Source organism: Streptomyces sp. NPDC032091, from assembly GCF_055580265.1.
On record NZ_JBVILR010000034.1, the window covers coordinates 39,817 to 61,497 of the forward strand.

Sequence of the window (21,681 nt, forward strand, 5' to 3'; positions counted from 1 at the left end):
CCGCATGTCCCTGTTCATCCCGGATTTCGACGACTCGACAGTGGTCCGCGCCGCCGACGCGGAGGAGATCCACTACGGGCCCGACTCCACCCTGCGGCTGCTGGCCGACAGTTCCGCCGCCGGCGGGTACCTGTCCACGGTGCGCGTGAGCCTGCGCGCCGGCTCCGACGGTGCCCGCCCCCACCACCACGGCCGGTCCGCCGAGATGTTCTACATGATCGACGGGACGGCCCAGCTGCTGGCCGGCGACAAGGTGGTCACCGCCGAGGCCGGCGACCTGGTCGTCGTGCCGCCGGGACAGCAGCACGCCTTCGCCGCCGCGCCCGGGGAGGGCGCCGAGATGCTGGTGGTCATCACCCCGGGGGTGGAGCGGTTCGAGTACTTCCGCCACCTGGAGCGCATCCGGTTCGGGAAGGTGCCGCCGGAGAGCCTGCTGGAGGTCCAGGACCTGTACGACACGTACTTCGGGACCAGCACCGCCTGGGAGGACGCGCGCACCCTCCGCGACCAATGACACACTTCATACACAGGGTGTCCTCCCCCTTTTCTTCCCGAATTGTTAGGCTCGTGGTTTCGCCCGCCGCTGGCGGCTTTGAAGTCCCCTGTACCGACGAGGAGCACCCGTGACCCAGACGAGCGAGAGCGTCACCTGGCTGACCCAGGCGGCGTACGACCAGCTGAAGGCCGAGCTGGACTACCTCTCTGGTCCCGCCCGCACGGAGATCGCCATGAAGATCGCGGCTGCCCGCGAGGAGGGTGACCTGCGCGAGAACGGCGGCTACCACGCGGCCAAGGAGGAGCAGGGCAAGCAGGAGCTCCGCGTCCGCCAGCTCACCCAGCTCCTCGAGAACGCCAAGGTCGGCACCGCCCCCACGACGGCCGAGGGCGAGGTGGCCCCGGGCATGCTCGTGACCATCGCGTTCGACGGCGACGAGGACGACACCCTGGAGTTCCTGCTCGCCTCCCGCGAGTACGCCTCCGACGACTTCGAGACCTACTCCCCGCAGTCCCCGCTGGGCTCGGGCGTGCTGGGCAAGAAGGTCGGCGAGGACGCCCAGTACGAGCTGCCGAACGGCAAGAAGGCCACCGTCAAGGTCATGGCCGTCAAGCCCTTCAACGGCTGAGCCACCCCTTTACGAGGACGACGCGCGAGCCCCCGCCGGACCGGATCCGGCGGGGGCTCGCGCGTGCCCGGGCGGCGCGCCCGGGCACACGCCGCCCGGGCTCAGGCCGTCGCCGAGCGGTACTTGCGGACCGCGAGGGTGCGGAAGAGCACGATGATCAGCAGCGACCACAGGACCGACGCGAGGACCGGGTGCTGCATCGGCCAGGCCGCCGGCACGGGGTAGCCCTCGGGCAGGTTGCCGAAGAGCTCGCGGGCCGCCTGGACGGTCGCGCTGAAGGGGTTCCACTCCGCGATGTGCCGCAGGAACGCCGGCATGTTCTCGGAGGGGACGAAGGCGTTCGAGATGAACGTCAGCGGGAACAGCCAGATCAGCCCGCCGGAGGTGGCCGCCTCCGGGGTGCGCACCGTCAGGCCGATCAGGGCGCCGATCCAGGAGAAGGCGTAGCCGAGCAGGAGCAGCAGGACGAAGCCCGCGAGGACCTTGCCGATGTTCTCGTGGGTGCGCCAGCCGACGATCAGGGCGACGGCCGCCAGGACGACCACGGTCAGCGCGGTCTGGACGAGGTCGGCGAGGGTGCGGCCGGTCAGGACCGCGCCACGGGCCATGGGCAGGGAGCGGAACCGGTCGATCAGGCCCTTGTGCATGTCGTCGGCGATGCCCGCGCCCGCGCCGGCGGTGGCGAAGGTGACGGTCTGGGCGAAGATGCCGGCCATGAGGAACTCGCGGTAGGCGGCCGGTGAGGTGCTGCCGCCGACGGCGATCGAGCCGCCGAAGACGTAGCTGAACAGCACGACGAACATGACCGGCTGGACCAGCCCGAACACGATGACCTCGGGGATCCGGGACATCCGGATCAGATTGCGCCGGGCGATCACCAGGGAGTCGCGGACGCCCTGGACGAGGCCGCCGCGCGGGCGCGGGGCGGCGATCCCGGTTCCGGAGAAGGTGGTGGTCACTTCGCCGCCCCCCTGCCGCTCTCGGCAAGCTCGGCCGCGTGGCCGGTGAGCGAGATGAACACGTCGTCGAGGGTGGGGCGGCGCAGGCCGATGTCGTCGATCTCGATGCCCCGCAGGTCCAGCTCGCGGATGACCTCGGCGAGCAGCTTGGCGCCGCCCTGGACGGGGACGGTCAGCTTGCGGGTGTGCTCCTCGACGGTGGTCCCGCCGCGGCCGAAGCCGGCGAGGACCTCGCGCGCGGGGGTGATGTGCTCGCGGTCGTGGACGACGACCTCGACGCGTTCGCCGCCCGTCTGGGCCTTGAGCTGGTCGGAGGTGCCGCGGGCGATGACCTTGCCGTGGTCGACCACGCAGATGTCGTGGGCGAGGCGGTCGGCCTCCTCCAGGTACTGGGTGGTGAGCAGGAGGGTGGTGCCGCCGGCGACGAGTTCCTCGATGACGTCCCACAGGGCCTGGCGGTTGCGGGGGTCGAGGCCGGTGGTGGGCTCGTCCATGAACATCACCGGCGGGCGGACGACGAGGGCGGCGGCGAGGTCGAGGCGTCTGCGCATGCCGCCGGAGTAGGTCTTGGCGGTGCGGTCGGCGGCCTCGGCGAGGTCGAAGCGCTCCAGGAGCTCGACGGCCCGCGCCTTGGCCGTGCGTCCGCTCATCTGGTAGAGCTGGCCGACCATCCGGAGGTTCTCGCGGCCGGTGAGGTATTCGTCGACGGCGGCGAACTGGCCGGAGAGGCCTATGGAGCGGCGGACCTCGTTGGGGTGCTTGAGGACGTCGATCCCGGCGACGACGGCCCGGCCGCTGTCGGGCCGGAGGAGGGTGGTCAGGACGCGTACGGTCGTGGTCTTGCCCGCGCCGTTCGGGCCGAGGAGGCCCAGCACGGTTCCCTCGGGGACGTCGAGGTCCACGCCGTCCAGTGCCCGTACGTCGCCGAAGGTCTTGACCAGGCCTTCGGCGTAGATGGCGCCTGGCATACGGATTCTCCCAGCGATCAGAGCGATGATTCGGATCGGGGCATGTACTAGGCACAGCGTAGGGGCGCCGGGCAGGGCTCGCGCGGCGCAACGGCACCATATCGCGTCATATCGCGTTCCGCCATGGGGTGGGCGTACGCACGTGTGTTCCGGGCGGGCTCAGCCCATCACCCGGTACCCCGCGCCGTGCAGGGTGCGGGCGACCTCCCTGCAGTGTTCCGGCCCCTTCGTCTCCAGGTGCAGCTCCACCTCCACCTCGGTGAGACCGAGGCGCGGGTCGGTCCGTACGTGGCTGACGTCCAGCACGTTCGCGTCCACCGTCGACAGCACCCCCAGCAGCCCCGCCAGGGCCCCCGGCGCGTCCGCCACCCGCAGCCGCAGCGACAGGTAGCGGCCCGCCGCCGCCATGCCGTGCCGCAGGATCCGCTGGAGCAGCAGCGGGTCGACGTTGCCGCCGGACAGCACCGCCACCACCGGCCCGCCCGCGTACCGCTCGGGCTCGCTCAGCAGCGCGGCCACGGGGGCGCACCCGGCCGGCTCGACGACCAGCTTGGCCCGCTCCAGGCACAGCAGCAGCGCGCTGGACAGGGCGTCCTCCGACACCGTCCGTACGTCGTCCAGCAGTTCCCCGATGATCGCGAACGGGACGTCGCCGGGGCGGCCGACCTTGATGCCGTCGGCCATCGTGACGGGCCGGTCGACCGACACCGGGTGGCCGGCCCGGAGGGAGGGCGGGTACGCGGCCGCGCCCGCCGCCTGCACGCCGATCACCTTCACGTCCGGGCGCAGCGCCTTGACCGCCACCGCGATGCCCGCGGCCAGCCCGCCGCCGCCGACCCCGACGAGGATCGTGCGGACCTCGGGGCACTGCTCCAGGATCTCCAGTCCGACGGTGCCCTGGCCGGCGATGATGTCGCGGTGGTCGAAGGGGTGGATGAACACCGCGCCGGTGCGGTCCGCGTACTCCTGCGCGGCGGCCAGGGACTCGTCGACGACCTGCCCCTCCAGCCGCACCTCGGCCCCGTACTCCTGGGTGGCCGCCACCTTGGGCAGCGGGGCGCCGACCGGCATGAACACGGTGGAGCGGACCCCGAGCAGGGAGGACGCCAGCGCCACGCCCTGGGCGTGGTTGCCGGCGCTCGCGGCGACGACCCCGGCGGCCCGCTGCTCCGGGCGCAGGCCCGCGATGCGCACGTACGCGCCGCGCAGCTTGAAGGAGCCGGTGCGCTGGAGGTTCTCGCACTTGAGGTGGACCGGGGCGCCCACGAGCGAGGTGAGGTGCCGGCTGCCCTCCATGGCGGTCGTCCGGGACACCCCGGACAGCATCTTCTGAGCCCCGCGGACGTCGTCGAGGATCACCTGGGGAACGGGCTGCACGCGGTAGTTCATGCGGCCAGTCTCGCAGCCCGAGGGGGCCCCGGCGCAGGGATGGACGGGGCGTCCGCGCGGCCGTGGGGCAGGGCCCGGGCGGACCCGGGCAGGGGGGCGGAATCTCGCCATGCGGAACGGGCCGGGGGCGGCCGCGCGGACGGGGCGTATCAGTTGTCAAACGCGGCGTACGAGCCGCCGCGAGGCCGCGTACTCTGTCCCCCATCCTTGTCGGCCCCATGCGAAGAGAGCCACGGCCATGCCCTCCATCCCGGCCAGTTCCGACCTGCCCACGGCGGCCGAAGCGCCCGCCGGATCCGGACTCCTGGACGCGCTCCAGCACCAGGTCGCCGTCTTCGCCCGCCGGGCCGAGCAGACCCGCCTCGGCGGGGTCGGCCAGGCCCGCAACTCCATGGACCGCGCCGCGTACCTGCTGCTGAACCGGCTCGACCTCGAAGGCCCGATGGGCGTGAAGGCGCTCGCGGCCGGCATGGGCATCGACTCCTCCACCGTCACCCGGCAGGTGGCCCCGCTGGTCGACGGCGGGCTGGTCAAGCGCACCTCGCACCCCGAGGACGGCCGGGCCGTGGTCCTCGCGCTGTCCCCGCGCGGGCTGGCGCGGCTGGAGGAGGTCCGCTCCTCGCGGCGCGAGCTGATGGCGCGGGTGACGGAGGGCTGGGCGGAGGACGAGCGCGAGGTGTTCACGCGGCTGCTGACCCGTTTCAACGGCTCGCTGTCGGAGCTGATGGCCGCCGGCGCCGAGGGCGGCCCCGCCTCCTGAGACGGCGGTGATCCCGCCGCGTCCCACCCCTTGACCGGGGTGGTGGCGCAGGCCGCACCATGGGGCTGTGGACCGGCGAGCGGGGCGGGACCCGGAGTTCGAGGCCTTCGTCGCGGGCGCGGCGGGGCGGCTCCTGCACGTCGCGGTCCTGCTGACGGCCGAGCCCCCGGCGCAGGCGTACGCCGCGCACCGCGTCCTCGCCGGCGCGCTGGCCCGTACGTACGCGCGCTGGGAGCGGCTGCGCGGTGACGACCCGTACGACCACACCCGCCAGGAGGTCTGCGCCCTGTACGCGCGCACCGCGCGGCGGCTGCCGCCGGGCAGCGGGGTCCTCGCACCGCTGAGCCCGGTGCAGCGGCTGGTGCTGGTGATGCGGGTCTACGAGGGCGTCGCCGAGGAGGTGACGGCCGCGCAGCTGGGGCTGGCGCCGGAGCGGGTCGAGGCCCTGCGCAACCGGGCGGTGGCCGCGCTGCGCGAGACGGCGCGGTCCTCGGCGGGGGCGGCATGAGCGGGTACGACCGTAAGGAAGCCCAGGTCAGGCAGCTGCTGGAGGGGCCGCATCCGGCGGTGCCGGCCGGTCTGGCCCCGGCCGCCGCGGCCCGGGGGCGGCGGCTGCTGCGCCGGCGCCGCGCCCTGCGCCGGCTGGGCTGGGCGGTGCTGTGGGCGGCGGCGGTGGCCTTCGCGGTGTGGGCGGCGCTGGCGCACCCGTGGGTGACGCCGCCGAGTCACGTCTCGCCGCCCCTGGAGGGCTGGTAGGCCCTCCGGGGCGGACGGAGACGACTCAGCCGAGGGCCTGGGTGAGGTCCGCGATGAGGTCGTCGGCGTTCTCGATGCCGACGGACAGGCGGATCAGGTCGGCGGGGACCTCCAGGGCCGAGCCGGCCACCGAGGCGTGGGTCATGCGGCCCGGGTGCTCGATGAGGGACTCGACGCCGCCGAGGGACTCGGCCAGGGTGAAGATCCGGGTGCGGCCGCAGACCGCGACGGCCTCTTCCTCGCCGCCGGCGACCTGGAAGGAGATCATGCCGCCGAAGTTGCGCATCTGCTTGGCGGCGACCTCGTGGCCCGGGTGCTCGGGCAGGCCCGGGTAGAGGACCTTGGTGACCTTCGGGTGGCGCTGGAGCACCTCCACGATCTTCGCCGCGTTCTCCGCGTGCCGGTCCATGCGCACGGCCAGGGTCTTGATGCCGCGCAGCACCACCCAGGAGTCGAAGGGCCCGGCGACCGCGCCCATCGCGTTCTGGTGGTAGGCGAGCTCCTCGCCGAGGGCCTCGTCCGCGGTGACCAGGGCGCCGCCGACGACGTCGGAGTGGCCGCCCATGTACTTGGTCAGCGAGTGCACGACGACGTCGGCGCCGAGCGCGAGGGGCTGCTGGAGGTAGGGGGAGGCGAAGGTGTTGTCGACGACGAGCTTCGCGCCGGCCGTGCGGGCGATGTCCGCGACCATCGCGATGTCGGTGATGCCCAGCAGCGGGTTCGAGGGGGTCTCGACCCAGATGACCTTCGTCTTCGGGGTGAGGGCCGCGCGCACGGACTCGGCGTCGGAGGTGTCGGCGACCGACCACTCCACGCCCCAGCGGGAGACGACCTTGGCGAAGAGGCGGAAGGTGCCGCCGTAGGCGTCGTTGGGGATGACCACGTGGTCGCCCGGGGAGAGCAGCGTGCGCAGCAGGCAGTCCTCGGCGGCGAGCCCGGACGCGAAGGCGAGGCCGCGCCGGCCGCCCTCCAGCGCCGCGAGGTTCTCCTCCAGGGCGGTGCGGGTGGGGTTGCCGCTGCGGCTGTACTCGTAGCCGCCGCGCAGGCCGCCCACACCGTCCTGCTTGTAGGTGGACACCTGGTAGATCGGGGGTACGACCGCGCCGGTCTGCGGGTCCGCCGTGTTGCCCGCGTGGATCGCACGGGTCTCGAAGCTCTGGTGCTCGTGGCTGTCGTGGCTCATGGGGCAGATGCTATGCCCCGCACGCGAATCGTTCCTCTCCTGGCCTGACACGGCGTTGACCCGGAGCTGACCGGGCCGGGGAGGGGAGCGGGGCGGCCTCGCATTCGCGTTCGGCCCGCCCGGTCTGGTTCGCTGGGAGGCATGCAGATTTTGTGGGTCCTGATGACGTTGGCCCTGGCCGGGCTCATGATCTACCGGTTCGTGCGGGTCCGGCGCGGCGGGCTGCGCCTGGTCTCCCCGGGCAGCCCCGACGCCGCCGACCCCGCGGACTACGGGTTCGCGCGGCAGGAGGAGCTGGACGTCCGGGTGCCCGGGCCCGACCGGGACCTGATGGACGCTCTGGGGAACGTCCAGCGCGGCGGCGGGTGGCAGGCCGCCTCCGCCCTGCTGGCCGGGACCCCGAAGGACGGCGAGCTGCGCTGGCAGCGGGTGCAGGCCTTCGGCGGGGCGGCGGCGCTGGACCTCGTACGGCGTCCCGGGGCCGGTGCGCCGTGGCTGAAGGCGTGGCGGCTGGAGGCGGAGAAGGACGCGGGCGGCGCCCAGGTGCACGCGGAGCTGCTGGTGCAGCAGGCCTGGCGGTCCTCGGGCGGGGTGGGCGCGCAGGACCACCGGATCATCCTGGAGGAGGCGCGGGAGGCCTGCCGCAAAGCGGCGCTGCTGGCGCCCGGCGACCCGGTGCCGTTCATCACGGAGCTGGCGGTGGCACGGGGACTGGGCTACGCGGAGGCGGAGTTCGACGCCCTGTGGGCCAAGGTGATCGACGTGGCGCCCGCCCACATGGGCGCCCATCTGGCGGCCCTGCACTACTGGTGCGAGAAGTGGCACGGTTCGCGGGAGAAGGCGGCCGCCTTCGCCGAGGCCGCCGCGGCCCGCGCCCCGCACGGTTCGCTGCTGGCCGCGCTGCCGCTGTTCTCGCTGTACGAGAACCTGCCCGACCAGGTCCTGGTGAGCGACTTCGGCCGGACCGCGGTCGTCTCGCGGGCGGTGGAGGGAGCCCTGTTCGCGGTGCACCAGGCCCGGGCGGACGACCCGATGCTGGCGCACGTACGGCACCTGCTGCTGTGGTTCCTGGTGCGGATGGAGCGCTGGGCGGAGGCGATGGAACAGGTGCGGCACGTCGACGGCTACGTGGGCGCGCTCCCCTGGTCGGCCGCCGAGGACCCGGCGCACGCGTACGCGGTCGTCCGGGCGCTGGCGGTGGCGGGCTACGAGGCGAACGGCGGCTCCCCGGCAACGCTGCCCCACTGATCCGGGGCGCCCGTACGGGAGTTGGGGCGCGGGCGGCGGACGGCGGGCCGGGACGGGTCCGGCGGCCCCGCCGGGCCGCCCGTACCCGCCGGTACCCCCCGCCTCCCGGCCGCCGGCGCCGGGACGTAAGGTGCGCGTAAACATCGCACCAAGTGCGCGTCAAAGGCGCACCATCCCGTGGGGGGAACCCGTCCATATGGGCGCTTCGCTGCGCGCTCTGCGCGCCCTCGTCCTGCTCGCAGGCTTCTACCTGCTGAGCGTCGTCCTGCTCGCCGTCCTCGGACTCGCCGACTGGGCGGCCTTCTCCTGGCTGCACGGCGCGGCCGCCGGAAAGATCGTCATCGGTACCGCGGTCCTCGCCGTCCCGGTCGTGCGCGGCATGTTCATGCTCCGCACCCCCAAGGGCGAGCCCCTGCCCGGCGTCCGCGTCACCGAGGCGCAGGAGCCCGCCCTGTGGCAGGCCGTCCGCGAGATCGCCGAGCAGGTCGGCACCCGCGCGCCCGACGAGATCGTGCTGATCGACGAGGTCAACGCCGCCGTCTCCGAGGACGCGGAGTTCCTCGGCCTGCGGTCCGGCACCCGCCGCCTCTACCTCGGGCTGCCCCTCATGACCGGCCTGGACGAGATGCAGCTGCGCGCCGTCCTCGCCCACGAGATGGGCCACTACGCCAATTTCGACACCCGCCTCACCCCGCTCATCGCCCGCGGCCGCGCGCAACTGGTGCGCACCATCACCCACTTCCACGAGCGCGCCGACAACACCGAGGCCAAGGAGCGCGCCCGGCAGGAGAAGCGCGCCGAGAAGCGGATCGCCCAGGGCAAGAAGGCCAAGGAGATCGACACCGACGGCGCGGGCGTCTCGTACCGCGCCATGGCGAAGATCTACACCGGGTACGCCCACTTCTACATGCGCGCCACCCTGTCCTCCTCGCGCCGCCAGGAACTCGCCGCCGACCTCGCCTCGGTCCGCGTCGCCGGCCGTGACTCCGCCGCCTCCGCGCTGCGCGAGCTCAACGCCCTCGACTCGGCGCACGGCTTCTACATGCGCTCGTACGCCACCCTCGGCGTCGGCGCCGGCCTGCTGCCCGGCCCCGGCGAGGTCTTCGGCGGGCTGCGCCACCTCCTCGACGCCCGTGCGGACGAGCTGGAGGACCTGCGCCGCGAGCTGTCCACCGAGCCCGCCTCCCCGTACGACTCCCACCCCGCGCTCGCCGACCGCGTGGCCCGCATCGAGGCCCTGCCCGACGACGGCCGCGCCGGCCAGGCGGCCCGCCCGGCGCTGGAGCTGCTCTCCTCCCCGCAGGAGGCGCTGGCCGCGCTGGAGCAGGTCGTCCTCACCCCGGAGGCCCTGGCGCTCACCCGGGTGGACTGGGACGAGCTCGTCCACCGGTCGATGACCACCTACGCGGGCCGGGGCGCCGAGGAGATCCGCGAGGCCCTCACCGCCGAAGGCGCGGGCCCCGGCCTGGACGCCCTGCTGGACGCCGTCGACGCCGACCCGGCGGTGCGCTGGCGGATCGCCGACCGCTTCCCGAAGTCCGAGGAGGCGCGGGCCGCGACCGGCCGCACCGCCCGCGAGTTCGCCCGCCCGGTCGTCCGGCGCGCCGTCGAACGGCTGGTCACCGTCGAACTGCTCGCCCGCGGCGCCGCCCGCTGGGAGCTGTCCTGGTCGGACGCGGCCGCCCTGTCCTACCCCGTGCCCGGTTTCGCGGACGAGCTCGGCCCCGCCCTCGACGCGGCCGTCGCCGACCAGCCCGACACCGGACCGCTGCGCAAGCTGGTGCTCGCCCCGTGACCGTCGTCCTCGCCGTGCTCGGCATCCTGCTGTCGGCCGTCGTCTGCTGGGTGCTGCGCGGGGTGTTCCTCATCCGCAAGGCCAGGCGCCTCGAAGCCGAGATCGGCGTTCTGGACGCGCGGACCGAGGCCGCCCGGAGCGACGAGCGGGCCCGCAAGGCGGCCGCCGCCGTCGCCCAGGGCTTCGTCGCGGAGGCCGGCCTCGACACCGACCACCCGGCGCCGGTCCCCGCCGAGCGCCTCACCGTCCTCGAAGCCGCCCGCTCGGGCGACTGGGAGGCCGCCGCCGCGTACGTCGAGGCCGCCGGACAGGACTGGCAGGAGCGGCTGGAGCGGGTGCGCGCCCTGGCCGAGGCCGCCGCGGAGGACGACGCCTGGCTGCTGGCCTGGCGCGCGGCCCGGCCCGCGGACCCCACCGCGGCGCTGGTCCACGCCGACACCGGCGTGATGGTGGCCTGGAACGTGCGCGGCAGCCGGTCCGGCAGCAGCACCACGCAGGAGCAGTTCCGCCTCTTCCGCGGGCTGCTCACCAAGGCCCGGGCCGACGCGCACGAGGCGCAGGGGCTGGCCGGCCCCGCGGACCCCTGCCCGTACGTCGTCGAGCAGGCCATCGCCATGGGCCTGGGCTACTCGCACGAGGAATACCGGCGGCTGGAGGAGCGGATCACCGAGCGCGCCCCGCGCCTGCTGTGGTCGCACCTCGCGGGCCTGCAGTACTGGTGCGCGAAGTGGCGGGGCTCGCACGAGCTGGCCATGGAGTACGCCCGCGCGTCGGCGGCCGCCGGGAAGCCGGGCGACCTGCTGACCCTGATCCCGCTCATGGCGTACTTCGAGCAGGAGACGCGGGAGGCCGACCTCCTGCCGGAGACGTACTACAAGGAGCCGGAGATCGTCGCCGCCGTGGACGCGGCGCTCGCGGACCTGGCCGCCGCCGGCCACGCGCACCCCGGCACCCCCCTGATCCGGCACATGCTGGCCCACCTGCTGTTCTGGCAGGACCGGGACGCGGAGGCGGTCGAGCAGTTCCGCCACGTCGACGGGTACATCGGCGCCGTGCCGTGGACGTACGCCGACGAGCCGAAGCGGCGCTACCTGTACGCCCGCGACTGGGCGGTGGACGTGACGACGCCGGACGCGTGACCGCCGGGGCGGGCGGGGAGGGAATCCCCGCCCGCCCCCGTCCGTTGTCCCTCCCACAAGGAGGGAATTCCATGTTCTCGTACCGCCGCACGCCCGAGCTCCCCACCCGCGAGGAGGCCCTCGAGGGCCGCCCGGAGGCGCAGTTCTCGCTGCCCGAGCGCCACACCGTCCTCGGCAACCCCCTCGCCGGCCCCTACCCGGAGGGCCTGGAGGTGGCCGACTTCGGCCTGGGCTGCTTCTGGGGCGCGGAGCGCAAGTTCTGGCAGACCCCCGGGGTGTGGACCACCCTGGCCGGCTACCAGGGCGGTTACACGCGGAACCCGTCGTACGACGAGGTCTGCTCCGGCCAGACGGGCCACACGGAGGTGGTCCGGGTGGTCTTCGACCCGGCCGTCGTCTCCTACGAGACCCTGCTGAAGCTGTTCTGGGAGTCCCACGACCCCACCCAGGGCTTCCGCCAGGGCAACGACGTCGGCACCCAGTACCGCTCGGCGGTCTACACCCACTCCCCCGCCCACCAGAAGGCCGCCGAGGCCTCCCGGGACGCCTACCAGCGCGTCCTCACGTCCTCGGGCCACGGCGCGATCACCACCGCCGTCCTCCCGGCGGAAGACCGACCCTTCTGGCCGGCGGAGCCCTACCACCAGCAGTACCTGGACAAGAACCCCGGCGGCTACTGCGGCATCGGCGGCACGGGCGTCTCCTGCCCGATCGGCGTCGCCCCGGCACCGGGCGCCTGACCGCCCCGGGCTCCGGCCCCGCCCCCTCCCCGGCCGGCAGGACACGGCGCCTGCCGGGGCCGGGGGTGGCGTCCGCGGATCAGATGGTCGAGGCGTCGATCACGAAGCGGTAGCGGACGTCGCTGGCCAGGACCCGCTCGTAGGCCTCGTTGATCTGCTCGGCGCCGATCACCTCGATCTCCGAGCCCAGGCCGTGCTCGGCGCAGAAGTCGAGCATCTCCTGGGTCTCGGCGATGCCGCCGATCATGGAGCCGGCCAGCGTCTTGTTGCCGCCGATGACCGAGAACAGGTTCAGCTCCACCGGCTCCTCCGGCGCGCCCACGTTCACCAGCGCGCCGCCGACCCGCAGCAGGGACAGGTACCGGTCCAGGCCCAGCGGGGCCGAGACCGTGGACAGGATCAGGTCGAAGCGGCCCCTCAGCTCCTCGAACGTGGCCTCGTCGGCGGTCGCGTAGTAGTGGTCGGCGCCCAGCCGCAGGCCGTCCTCCTTCTTGCGCAGGGACTGCGACAGGACGGTCACCTCCGCGCCCAGCGCGTGCGCGATCTTCACGCCCATGTGCCCGAGGCCGCCCAGGCCGACGACCGCGACCTTCTTGCCCGGCCCCGCCCCCCAGTGCTTCAGCGGGGAGTACAGGGTGATGCCGGCGCACAGCAGCGGCGCGGCCACGTCGAGGGACAGGCCCTCGGGGATGCGGACGGCGTAGTTCTCGTCCACGACCAGGTGCGTGGAGTAGCCGCCGTACGTGGGCTCACCGTCCCGGCCGAGCGCGTTGTACGTGCCGGTCATGCCCCGCACGCAGTGCTGCTCCTGCCCGGCCAGGCAGTACTCGCACTCCCGGCAGCTGTCGACCATGCAGCCGACGCCGACCTGGTCGCCGACTGCGAACCGCGACACGCCCGCACCGACCTCGGCCACCACACCGGCGATCTCGTGGCCCGGGACCATGGGGAAGATGCCTTCGCCCCAGCCGTCACGGGCCTGGTGGATGTCGGAATGGCAGATGCCCGCGTACTTGATCTCGATGAGGACGTCGTGCTCGCCGACCGGACGGCGCGGAACGGTCGTGCGCTCCAGCGGCGCCTTGGGGGCGGGGGCCGCGTAGGCGGCTACCTGGGTGACGGACATGGGGTGCTCTCCTCGGACGGACGAGGACGCCCGGGCCTGCCGGAAGGGCCGGCCGGGGCGTCCGTACTGCGATGGGCTCCACGATGCCCCGCCGCGCCGCGGCCACCCAGCCCCCTGCTGAACCTAGGACTGCCGGACCTACCCCTGAGGGGGTCAGGCTGAGCCCCGCGCCGCGCCCTCCCGCCACGGATACTGGCGCTATGGACCCCCACCACCTGGACCAACGAGCCGAACTGGGCGACTTCCTCCGCACCTGCCGCGCCCGGCTGCGCCCCGAGGACGTGGGCCTGCCCGACTACGGGCGCCGCCGGGTCCCGGGGCTGCGCCGGGAGGAGCTGGCGCAGCTGGCCGGGGTGTCGGTGGCGTACTACACGCGCCTGGAGCAGGGCCACGGCCACAACGTCTCCGCGGAGGTCCTGGACGCCGTCGCACGGGCGCTGCGCCTGGGCGACACGGAGACGGCGCACCTCAACCACCTGGCGAGCCCGCGCACCCGCAAGCAGGGCCGCACCCGGCGCCCCCAGCGGGTCCGCCCGGAGCTGCGCACGCTGCTGGACGCCATGGAGGGCGTACCGGCGTACCTGGTGGGGCGGCGCCAGGACGTGATCGGCTGGAACCGGCTGGCGGCGGCGGTCTTCGGGGACTTCGCCGCGCACCCCGCGGCGGAGCGCAACCTGGTGCGGCTGGTGTTCCTCGACCCGGCGACGGCGGAGCTCTACGCGGACTGGGAGTGCCGGGCCTGCGAGGTCGTCAGCAACCTGCGCCTGTACGCCGGCCAGCATCCCGACGACGAGCAGCTGACGGCGCTGGTCGGGGAGTTGTCGGTGAAGAACGAGGAGTTCCGGCGGCTGTGGGCGGCGCACACGGTGGCCGACAAGACGCACGGGTTGAAGCGGCTGCGGCACCCGCTGGTGGGCGAGCTGGAGCTGGCCTTCGAGACGCTGACGCTGCCCGACGACCCGGCGCAGTTCCTGGTCACCTTCCACGCCGAGCCGGGCTCCCCGTCGGCGGACGCCCTGCGCCTGCTGTCGTCGTGGACGGCCCCCATGGCCCCGGCGGCCGTGCCCTCGAACCCGAACCCGGCCCCGGCCCCTGCCCCGGCCTCGTCCGCGTCCGCGGAGGAGCGGGCCTGAACGCGAAACGGCGGGGAGCCAGAGGGCTCCCCGCCGTTTCCGTACCTCGGGTCAGGCCACGTCACTCACGTCCCATCACGCGGACGGGCCGGCCTTCCACTCCGCCCAGCTCATGTTCCAGCCGTTGAGGCCGTTGTCCGGCTTGATGGTCTTGTCCGGGGAGTTCACCACGGTGACCACGTCGCCGATGAGCGAGTTCTCGTAGAACCAGGCACCGGCGGTGTCCGGGTCGTTGGCGCCCTTGGAGTCGTTGAGACCGACACAGCCGTGGCTGGTGTTCACGCTGCCGAAGATCGAGTCGGCGCCCCAGTAGTTGCCGTGGATGAACGTGCCCGACGTGGACAGCCGCATCGCGTGCGGGACGTCCTTGATGTCGTACTCGCCCTTGCCCTCGCTGTTCTTGAAGCCGACGGTGGAGCCGTCCATCCGGGTCTCCTTGAACTTCTCGGAGATCACCATCTGACCGTTGTAGGTCGGGTTCTCCGGGGAGCCCGCCGAGATCGGGATGGTCTTGAGGACCTGCCCGTCGCGGGTGACCGTCATCTTCTTGGTCTTCGTGTCGACCGTGGAGACCTGGCTCCGGCCGATCTTGAAGGTGACCGTCTTGTTCTGCACGCCCTGGATGCCGGGCGCGCCCTGCACGCCCTGGAGCGCCAGCTTCAGGGTGACGGTGGAGTTCGCCTTCCAGTACTCCTCCGGACGGAAGTCCAGGCGCTGGTTGCCGAACCAGTGGCCGACGACCTCCTGGCCGCTGCTGGAGCTGACCGTGATGGCCGCCTGGACGGCCTTCATGTCCTTGATCGGCTTGTTGAAGTTGATCGAGACCGGCATGCCCACGCCGACCGTCTGACCCTCTTCCGGCGTGTAGTCGCCGATGAAGCTGTTCTCGGGCGACAGGGTGGTGAAGGAGGCGTTCTCGTGCGCCTCGCGCCCGGACGCGTCCTTCGCCGTCGCCGACAGGGCGTACTTCGTGGAACGCTTCAGCGCGGCGTCGGGCTTCCAGCTCTTGCCGTCGGCCGCGATCTTGCCTTCCACGGCCGCACCGTCCGAGCTCTTCAACTCGACCTTGGTGAGCGTGCCGTCGCTGACCGTGACGCTCGCTCCGTCGGTCGTGGCTATGTTGGTGGCGCCGTCCTTCGGCGTGATCGCTATCTTCGCCTTGGAGGCGTCCTTCGCCGCCGCCGCGTCGACATCGGCCTGGGACTTGGCCGAGCCCCCGCCCTGAGACTTGTCGTCACCCCCGTCATTGCAGGCCGAAAGCATCAGTACGCCGCCGAGCACGGCGGACACGGCCACCAGGGACCTTCGCCGCCGCTTGCTGTACGTCCTCACACGTCACTCCATCGTTGCCGGAAACCCCGAGGCTGCATTCCCGGGATCGGGCCGGGCAGGGGACATCGCCCCCTGCACGTCCTGACAACGCGTGAACGACGCGGTTCGGTTCCACACTCCGTTCGAATGTGTGCAACCCCACGGTCAGGCGTTGTCGGCCTCTTCTTCGAAGTCCCCATCTTCCTCGCCCAGGTCCCACTCCAGGGACTCGGGGTCGTATTCGACGGGTTCACTGCTCCAGGAGGCCTGGGCCAGCTCCACGCCGGCGAGCTCCGCGACCAGGTCGGTCGGGTCGACGAGGTAGGCCAGGGCCTCGGATTCGTCTTCCCGCACCGCGGACTCGGCGTGGCCGCGTTCCTCGTCCGGCATGAACTCGTCGGCCTTGATGTGGGCGAGGGCGGCGCCGATGAGGGCATCGGAATCCGACACCTCCAGCACCAGATCCACCCGAAGCCGGACGTAACGTGATGTCTCAGAAGGGTTCATACGACGGAGAGTAAGCCCGCGACAGCCTCGACTTTCCCGCGACCCGCCCCTTTCACTAGCATCTGCGCACACGGCCAATTCGCTGCTTCCGCAAGGGGGATCGCCCCGTGTCCGCACGCCGACCGCTGCTCACCGCTCTCGGAGCGACCACCCTTCTCGCCGCCCTCTGGTTCGTCCCGTCGGCCAACGCCACCGCCCCGACCCCCGAGACCTCCTCCGGAACCCCCGCCGCCGCCAACACGGGCACGGTGACGGTCACGGGCGAGGACGGGGCCGGGAGTACGGGCGGGGGCACGGAAGACGACGCCCTCACCCCGGAGGCGCACCCCGCCACGGTCACGGTGCTCTCCCTGGCCGACACGGGCAGCGTCGACACCACCCCGTACGTCCTGGGCGGCACCTTGTGCCTGGGCCTGGGAGCCGGCTTCGTCACGTTCTCGGTCCGCCGCTCACGGGTGGGCTAGGGCCTGTCGGTCCCCGTGGCTCGCCACCCCGCCTCGCGGGGGAAAAGGGCGAGGCCGCGCCCCGGGACGCCCCGGGAACGCGGCCTGTGGCCTTGGCGGGTGGCTACGCCAGCGGGCCCGTCACCGGCTCGACCGCCGCCACCAGGGCGCCCGCGCGGACGAAGGCGTCGGCCGCCGCGAGGTCCGGGGCCAGGAAGCGGTCCGGGCCGGGGCCCTGGACGCCCGCCGCGCGGACCGCCGCGAGGGCGGCCTGGCTGGCCGGGGCCGGGGTGAGGCCGTGGCGCAGCTCCAGGGCGCGGGTGGCCGCGTACAGCTCGATGGCGATGATGCGGGTCAGGTTGTCGACCGCGGTGCGCAGCTTGCGCGCCGCCGACCAGCCCATGGAGACGTGGTCCTCCTGCATGGCGGAGGACGGGATGGAGTCGGCCGAGGCCGGGACGGCGAGCCGCTTCATCTCGCTGACCAGGGCGGCCTGCGTGTACTGGGCGATCATCAGGCCGGAGTCGACGCCGGCGTCGTCCGCGAGGAACGGCGGCAGGCCGTGGCTGCGGTTCTTGTCGAGGAGGCGGTCGGTGCGCCGTTCGGCGATCGAGCCGAGGTCCGCGGCGGCGATGGCCAGGAAGTCCAGGACGTAGGCCACGGGCGCGCCGTGGAAGTTGCCGTTGGACTCGACGCGGCCGTCGGGCAGGACGACCGGGTTGTCGACGGCGGAGGCCAGCTCGCGGGAGGCGACGAGGGCGGCGTGCGCGATGGTGTCGCGGCCGGCGCCGGCGACCTGGGGGGCGCAGCGCACGGAGTAGGCGTCCTGCACGCGCGGCGCGGACTCCTCCTGGAAGTGCCCGGTGAGCCCGGAACCCTTGAGGACGGCGGCCATGTTGGCGGCGGCGGCGCCCTGGCCGGGGTGGGGGCGGATGGCGTGGAGCTCGGGCGCGAGGACCTTCTCCGAGCCGAGCAGCGCCTCCAGGGTGAGGGCGGCGGTGATGTCGGCGGAGGTGTACAGGGTCCGCAGGTCGGCGAGGGCCATGACCAGCATGCCGAGCATGCCGTCGGTGCCGTTGAGGAGGGCGAGGCCCTCCTTCTCGCGGAGCTCGACGGGCTCGATGCCGTGCTCGGCGAGGAGTTCGCCGGCCGGGCGGACGGTGCCGTCGGGGCCCTCGGCGTCGCCTTCGCCCATGAGCGCGAGGGCGCAGTGGGAGAGGGGCGCGAGGTCGCCGGAGCAGCCGAGGGATCCGTACTCGTGGACGACGGGGGTGATGCCGGCGTTGAGCAGGTCGGCCATGGTCTGGGCGACCGAGGGCCGGACGCCGGTGTGACCGGAGGCCACCGTCTTCAGGCGCAGGAACATCAGGGCGCGGACGACCTCGCGCTCGACGCGCGGGCCCATGCCGGCGGCGTGCGAGCGGACGATGTTGCGCTGGAGCTGCGCGCGCAGCTCGGGGCTGATGTGCCGGGAGGCGAGGGCGCCGAAGCCGGTCGAGACGCCGTAGACGGGCTCGGGCTTGGCGGCGAGCGCGTCGACGATCTCGCGGGCGCGGCCGAGGGCGTCCAGCGCCTCGCCGGACAGCTCGACCCGCGCGTTGCCTCGGGCGACGGCGATGACGTCCTCGGCGGTGGTCCCGGAGGTCCCCACCACGACAGTGTGCATATCCATATTCAGCACCCTACGGACTGAATCCCTTCATGTCACTAGCTGAGAATGTCACGATCGGGTCCGCCGATTACCCCTTACGGATCAACCTCACCGGCAGCACCCGCCCCACCTGCGCCTCCGCCGCCTACGGCCGCCCGCGGAACCGCCGCCGCTCCCCCGGCGCCTCCCGCGCCGCGGCGTCGGCCAGCCGCACCACCGCCGTGTCGCGCCCCGCGACCACCGGGCCCACCGACCGGGCCGCCTTCGCCTTGTACTGCGCCGCGTCGGCCAGCCGGAACAGCCGCCGGGAGGACTTCACCGCCCCGATCGGATCCCCGGTGGAGGCCACCCCGCAGGCCACGCCCTCCCCCAGCTCCAGCGCGGCGGCCCGTACACACACCTCCTCGGTGACCCGCACCACCTCGTCCGCCGACGGGCCGACGCTGACCAGGCAGAACTCGTCCCCGCCCAGCCGCGCCACCAGCGCGCCCGCCAGCATGGCCCCGCACAGGCTGAGCACCGAGCCGAAACGTTCCAGCAGCCGGTCGCCCGTCGCGTGCCCGAGGGTGTCGTTGACCTTCTTGAGGCCGTTGAGGTCGCAGACCACCAGGCTGACCACCGCCCCCGTGCGCCGGTGCTCCTCCAGCGCCTCGTCGAGCCGCATGTCCACCGCCCGCCGGTTGGCCAGGCCGGTCAGCGGGTCGGTGAAGGCGAGGCGCCGGGCCTCCTCCAGGCGTTCGTTCTGCGCGAGCCCGGCCGCCACGACGGCCGCCAGGACGGTCGCGAACTCCGCGTCGGTGTCGTCAAAGCCGGGGAGCCCCTCGTTCCGGGCGACGTACAGCTCCCCCCAGGCGCGCCCGCTGAGCACGATCGGCGCGACCACGCACGTCCCGCGCCCACGCGCCTTCAGGGCCACGCTGCGGCGCCCCGGCCGGCCGCCGTCGGCGCTGTCGACCCAGGCGTGCGGCCCGCCGCCGCCGACCCAGCGCTCGTGCAGGAACTCGGTGATCTCCGGGAAGTCGTGCACCGGGTAGGACTCGTCCTCGGGGAACTCCTCCTCCCCGGACCGCAGCTCCCCCTCGTTCACCAGGACCCGCAGCCGCCCCCGCTCCCGCTCCCAGGCGGAGATGGCCGCGAAGGACCCGTCCATCGCCAGCCGGGCCCCCCGGGCCGCGGCCCGGACACTGTCCCGCGGCGCGCAGGCCGCCGCCATGGCCTGCGCGAGGCCCACGACGGCCCGAAGCCGTCCGTCAACTCCCATCACCCCAGATTAGGGAGCTTTATCCGATTAAGTGAGGGATGGCGCGAGTTTGGGTGAACCCGAAACCACATCACGCGCCCGTCGCCGGGCGCCGAGCGGTGCGGCGACCGCCCCTACCGCCCCGGCCACTGCGGCTTGCGCTTCTCGTTGAACGCCGCCACACCCTCCGCCCGGTCGCCCGAGAAGGCCACCGTCCGCCAGGCCGCGTCCTCGATCTCCAGCCCGGCCGCCAGGTCCATCCCGTGCCCCAGCCGCAGCGCCCGCTTGGCCGCGCGCAGCCCGACCGGGGAGTTCGCCGCCATCGCCGCCGCCAGCTCCAGCGCCCGCGCCCGGTCCGCGCCGGCCGGGGCCACCTCGTCCACCAGCCCCAGGGACAGCGCCTCGGGCGCCTCCACCCGGCGGGCCGTGAAGATCAGCTCGGCGGCCCGCGCCGCACCGACCCGGCGCGGCAGCAGCTGCGTACCGCCACCGCCGGGAATCACGCCGACCGACACCTCGGGCAGCCCCACGACCGCCGTCTCGTCGGCCACGATCACGTCGCAGGCCAGCGCCAGCTCGAAGCCGCCGCCCAGGGCGAAGCCGTGCACCGCCGCGACCGTCGGCATCGGCAGCTCCAGCACGCCCCCGTACGCACCCCGGGTGGTCGGCCGCTGCCGCACCAGCTCGGCGTCGGAGAAGGAGTTGCGCTCCTTGAGGTCCGCGCCCACGCAGAAGGCCCGCTCGTGCGTGGAGGACAGGACGACGACCCGTACGCCGGGATCGGCCGCGAGCGCGTCACAGGCGGCGGAGATCGAGCGCGCCATCTCCGTCGAGACGGCGTTCATCGCCTTGGGCCGGTCCAGCACCAGCTCCGCGACCACCCCGTCGTCACCGTGCCGCCGCACCGCCACGAACTCCCCGAACCGGACTTCGCTCCCGCCCACGGCACACACTCCCCGGAAAAGTTAACGAACGTTACCCGGGGATCTTAGGCGTCCGCCGCGTCAACGACCAGGGCTCCACGACACCCAGTCCGCGCACCGGCCGCTGCCACATCGGCTGGAGCGCGAAACGGTACGAGCCGCCGCCCTCCTCGTTCTCGGCGTCCTTCTCGGACTTCGGCGCGGCCCCCGTCCGGCCCAGCTCCTCGGCCATCGCGCCGTCCACCAGCACCGCGTCCTTCGGCGCTATGGAGGTCAGCCGGCTGGCCAGGTTCACCGTCGTCCCGAAGACGTCGCCCATCCGGGTCGTCACCGTCCCGAACGCGATGCCCACGCGCAGCTCCGGCATCTGCGCGTCCGCCTCCATCGTCTCGATCAGCCGCAGCGCGATCTCCGCCGCCGTCGCCGCGTCGTCGGCGGCGTACAGCACCTCGTCGCCGAGCGTCTTGATCAGCCGGCCGCCGTGCGCCGCGACCAGGTCCGCCGCCGTCGTCTCGAAGGACTCGACCAGCTCGCCGAGCTCCTCCTCCTCCAGCCGGCGGGTGAGCCGGGTGAAGCCCACCAGGTCGGCGAAGCCCACCGCGAGCCGCCGGTCGACCATCTCCTCGTCGTCCGCGACCTGCACCACCCGGCCCGTGGCCGCCGCCAGCTGGCGCCGCCACACGTAGACGAGGAACTCCTCCAGCTCCGGCAGCAGCAGCTCGACCAGCGGGTACGTGACCTCCGTACGGGTCATCCCCGGCTCCGGCGGCTCCGTCAGCCCCTCCAGGAAGGAGTCGATCTGCCATTCCGCCAGCCGCGCCGTGGTCTGCCCGGTGGAACGCGCCACCTGCACCGCCATCGGCTCGCTCAGCAGCCCGGCCTCCACCAGACCCGCGAGCCGCCGCAGCGCCAGGACGTCCGCCTCCGTCAGGGCGCGGGCCTGCCCGATGTCCGCGAAGCCCATGGCCCGCCAGAAGCGGGAGGCGAGCTCCATCGAGACACCGGCGCTGCGGGCCGCCTGGAAGGGGGTGTAGCGCCGCTCGGCGCCCAGGATGAGCTGCTCCAGCCGGATGGCGAGCGGATCGGCCGTGGGCTGCGCCGCGTGGTCGACCTCGTGGAAGGGGGTGTGCTGGTCCCGCCCGATCGGCGTACCGGGGTTGCCCGCGGAGCCGGAGGGGGACGCGCTGGACGTTGAGTCGCCGACGGTCAAGGGCCGCCTCCTGTCCATTCCGTGCGCATTCCCGGGAGCCCGATCGGGATCGCCTAAACCATACGGCAGGTGTGCC

Annotated in this window: 22 protein-coding genes; 11 read left to right on the forward strand and 11 right to left on the reverse strand. The window is 73.4% G+C overall.

The annotated features are described in order from the left end of the window. The first annotated feature begins 4 nt into the window (after window positions 1–4). Both ACZ5NJ_RS35185 and greA read left to right on the forward strand, forming a co-directional pair. Entirely contained in the window at window positions 5–514 is a 510-nt protein-coding gene (locus tag ACZ5NJ_RS35185; protein WP_468770489.1) for a cupin domain-containing protein, read from the forward strand. Between the two features lie 109 nt (window positions 515–623). Further along, entirely contained in the window at window positions 624–1,124 is a 501-nt protein-coding gene (gene greA / locus ACZ5NJ_RS35190; protein ID WP_468770490.1) for a transcription elongation factor GreA, read from the forward strand. Window positions 1,125–1,225: 101 nt separating this feature from the next. Here the strand turns inward: greA and ACZ5NJ_RS35195 are convergent, their stop codons facing one another. The 3 genes from ACZ5NJ_RS35195 to ilvA all read right to left on the reverse strand — a co-directional run bounded on the left by ACZ5NJ_RS35195 (window position 1,226) and on the right by ilvA (window position 4,440). Next, window positions 1,226–2,083, reverse strand: a complete 858-nt coding sequence (locus ACZ5NJ_RS35195) for an ABC transporter permease (protein ID WP_468770492.1) — start codon at window positions 2,081–2,083, stop codon at window positions 1,226–1,228. After that, the gene (locus tag ACZ5NJ_RS35200; protein ID WP_468770494.1) at window positions 2,080–3,051 is read right to left on the reverse strand and encodes an ATP-binding cassette domain-containing protein; all 972 of its coding nucleotides are present in this window, start codon (window positions 3,049–3,051) and stop codon (window positions 2,080–2,082) included. Before ACZ5NJ_RS35200 ends, ACZ5NJ_RS35195 begins: the two co-directional genes overlap by 4 nt. Before the next feature lie 159 nt (window positions 3,052–3,210). Continuing rightward, window positions 3,211–4,440 carry a threonine ammonia-lyase gene (gene ilvA / locus ACZ5NJ_RS35205; RefSeq protein WP_468770496.1) on the reverse strand — a complete coding sequence of 410 codons (1,230 nt, stop codon included), beginning with the start codon at window positions 4,438–4,440 and terminating at the stop codon, window positions 3,211–3,213. 238 nt (window positions 4,441–4,678) lie between these two features. Between ilvA and ACZ5NJ_RS35210 the strand changes: the two genes are divergently transcribed. The 3 genes from ACZ5NJ_RS35210 to ACZ5NJ_RS35220 all read left to right on the forward strand — a co-directional run bounded on the left by ACZ5NJ_RS35210 (window position 4,679) and on the right by ACZ5NJ_RS35220 (window position 5,956). After that, window positions 4,679–5,200, forward strand: a complete 522-nt coding sequence (locus tag ACZ5NJ_RS35210) for a MarR family winged helix-turn-helix transcriptional regulator (protein ID WP_468770497.1) — start codon at window positions 4,679–4,681, stop codon at window positions 5,198–5,200. A 67-nt stretch (window positions 5,201–5,267) separates the two neighbouring features. Beyond that, window positions 5,268–5,708, forward strand: a complete 441-nt coding sequence (locus ACZ5NJ_RS35215) for an RNA polymerase (protein WP_468770498.1) — start codon at window positions 5,268–5,270, stop codon at window positions 5,706–5,708. Next, entirely contained in the window at window positions 5,705–5,956 is a 252-nt protein-coding gene (locus ACZ5NJ_RS35220) for a hypothetical protein (protein ID WP_468770500.1), read from the forward strand. Before ACZ5NJ_RS35215 ends, ACZ5NJ_RS35220 begins: the two co-directional genes overlap by 4 nt. 25 nt (window positions 5,957–5,981) lie before the next feature. Here ACZ5NJ_RS35220 and ACZ5NJ_RS35225 read toward each other — a convergent pair whose 3' ends face one another. Further along, window positions 5,982–7,139, reverse strand: coding sequence for a cystathionine gamma-synthase (locus ACZ5NJ_RS35225; protein WP_468770501.1), 1,158 nt, complete (start codon window positions 7,137–7,139; stop codon window positions 5,982–5,984). Window positions 7,140–7,280: 141 nt separating this feature from the next. On the opposite strand from ACZ5NJ_RS35225, the gene ACZ5NJ_RS35230 reads away from it, so the two are divergent. The 4 genes from ACZ5NJ_RS35230 to msrA all read left to right on the forward strand — a co-directional run bounded on the left by ACZ5NJ_RS35230 (window position 7,281) and on the right by msrA (window position 12,061). Next, window positions 7,281–8,387, forward strand: a complete 1,107-nt coding sequence (locus tag ACZ5NJ_RS35230) for a hypothetical protein (protein ID WP_468770503.1) — start codon at window positions 7,281–7,283, stop codon at window positions 8,385–8,387. A 196-nt stretch (window positions 8,388–8,583) separates the two neighbouring features. After that, window positions 8,584–10,182 carry a M48 family metalloprotease gene (locus ACZ5NJ_RS35235; protein WP_468770504.1) on the forward strand — a complete coding sequence of 533 codons (1,599 nt, stop codon included), beginning with the start codon at window positions 8,584–8,586 and terminating at the stop codon, window positions 10,180–10,182. Next, window positions 10,179–11,321 carry a hypothetical protein gene (locus ACZ5NJ_RS35240; RefSeq protein WP_468770506.1) on the forward strand — a complete coding sequence of 381 codons (1,143 nt, stop codon included), beginning with the start codon at window positions 10,179–10,181 and terminating at the stop codon, window positions 11,319–11,321. Before ACZ5NJ_RS35235 ends, ACZ5NJ_RS35240 begins: the two co-directional genes overlap by 4 nt. A 71-nt stretch (window positions 11,322–11,392) precedes the next feature. Then, window positions 11,393–12,061 (forward strand): peptide-methionine (S)-S-oxide reductase MsrA, encoded by a 669-nt coding sequence (gene msrA, locus ACZ5NJ_RS35245; RefSeq protein WP_468770507.1) that lies wholly within the window; start codon window positions 11,393–11,395, stop codon window positions 12,059–12,061. 79 nt (window positions 12,062–12,140) lie between these two features. Here the strand turns inward: msrA and ACZ5NJ_RS35250 are convergent, their stop codons facing one another. Continuing rightward, entirely contained in the window at window positions 12,141–13,187 is a 1,047-nt protein-coding gene (locus ACZ5NJ_RS35250; protein ID WP_468770509.1) for an NAD(P)-dependent alcohol dehydrogenase, read from the reverse strand. A gap of 200 nt (window positions 13,188–13,387) precedes the next feature. On the opposite strand from ACZ5NJ_RS35250, the gene ACZ5NJ_RS35255 reads away from it, so the two are divergent. Next, window positions 13,388–14,320 carry a helix-turn-helix domain-containing protein gene (locus tag ACZ5NJ_RS35255; protein WP_468770511.1) on the forward strand — a complete coding sequence of 311 codons (933 nt, stop codon included), beginning with the start codon at window positions 13,388–13,390 and terminating at the stop codon, window positions 14,318–14,320. Window positions 14,321–14,395: 75 nt separating this feature from the next. Here the strand turns inward: ACZ5NJ_RS35255 and ACZ5NJ_RS35260 are convergent, their stop codons facing one another. Together ACZ5NJ_RS35260 and ACZ5NJ_RS35265 are read right to left on the reverse strand one after the other, a co-directional pair. Next, complete coding sequence (locus tag ACZ5NJ_RS35260) at window positions 14,396–15,652, reverse strand: L,D-transpeptidase (protein ID WP_468770512.1); 1,257 nt, start codon at window positions 15,650–15,652, stop codon at window positions 14,396–14,398. Between the two features lie 144 nt (window positions 15,653–15,796). Beyond that, window positions 15,797–16,138, reverse strand: a complete 342-nt coding sequence (locus ACZ5NJ_RS35265) for a hypothetical protein (protein WP_468770514.1) — start codon at window positions 16,136–16,138, stop codon at window positions 15,797–15,799. Between the two features lie 107 nt (window positions 16,139–16,245). Between ACZ5NJ_RS35265 and ACZ5NJ_RS35270 the strand changes: the two genes are divergently transcribed. Continuing rightward, entirely contained in the window at window positions 16,246–16,602 is a 357-nt protein-coding gene (locus tag ACZ5NJ_RS35270) for a hypothetical protein (protein ID WP_468770515.1), read from the forward strand. A gap of 103 nt (window positions 16,603–16,705) precedes the next feature. Here the strand turns inward: ACZ5NJ_RS35270 and hutH are convergent, their stop codons facing one another. From hutH to ACZ5NJ_RS35290, 4 genes are all read right to left on the reverse strand, one after another. Further along, window positions 16,706–18,247, reverse strand: coding sequence for a histidine ammonia-lyase (hutH, locus tag ACZ5NJ_RS35275; protein ID WP_468770545.1), 1,542 nt, complete (start codon window positions 18,245–18,247; stop codon window positions 16,706–16,708). 130 nt (window positions 18,248–18,377) lie between these two features. Continuing rightward, window positions 18,378–19,493, reverse strand: coding sequence for a GGDEF domain-containing protein (locus tag ACZ5NJ_RS35280; RefSeq protein ID WP_468770516.1), 1,116 nt, complete (start codon window positions 19,491–19,493; stop codon window positions 18,378–18,380). A gap of 113 nt (window positions 19,494–19,606) precedes the next feature. Further along, window positions 19,607–20,416: an enoyl-CoA hydratase/isomerase family protein gene (locus ACZ5NJ_RS35285; protein ID WP_468770517.1), complete on the reverse strand. Its 810-nt coding sequence runs from the start codon at window positions 20,414–20,416 to the stop codon at window positions 19,607–19,609. 31 nt (window positions 20,417–20,447) lie between these two features. Continuing rightward, window positions 20,448–21,623 (reverse strand): adenylate/guanylate cyclase domain-containing protein, encoded by a 1,176-nt coding sequence (locus ACZ5NJ_RS35290; RefSeq protein WP_468770519.1) that lies wholly within the window; start codon window positions 21,621–21,623, stop codon window positions 20,448–20,450. Between the last annotated feature and the right edge of the window lie 58 nt (window positions 21,624–21,681).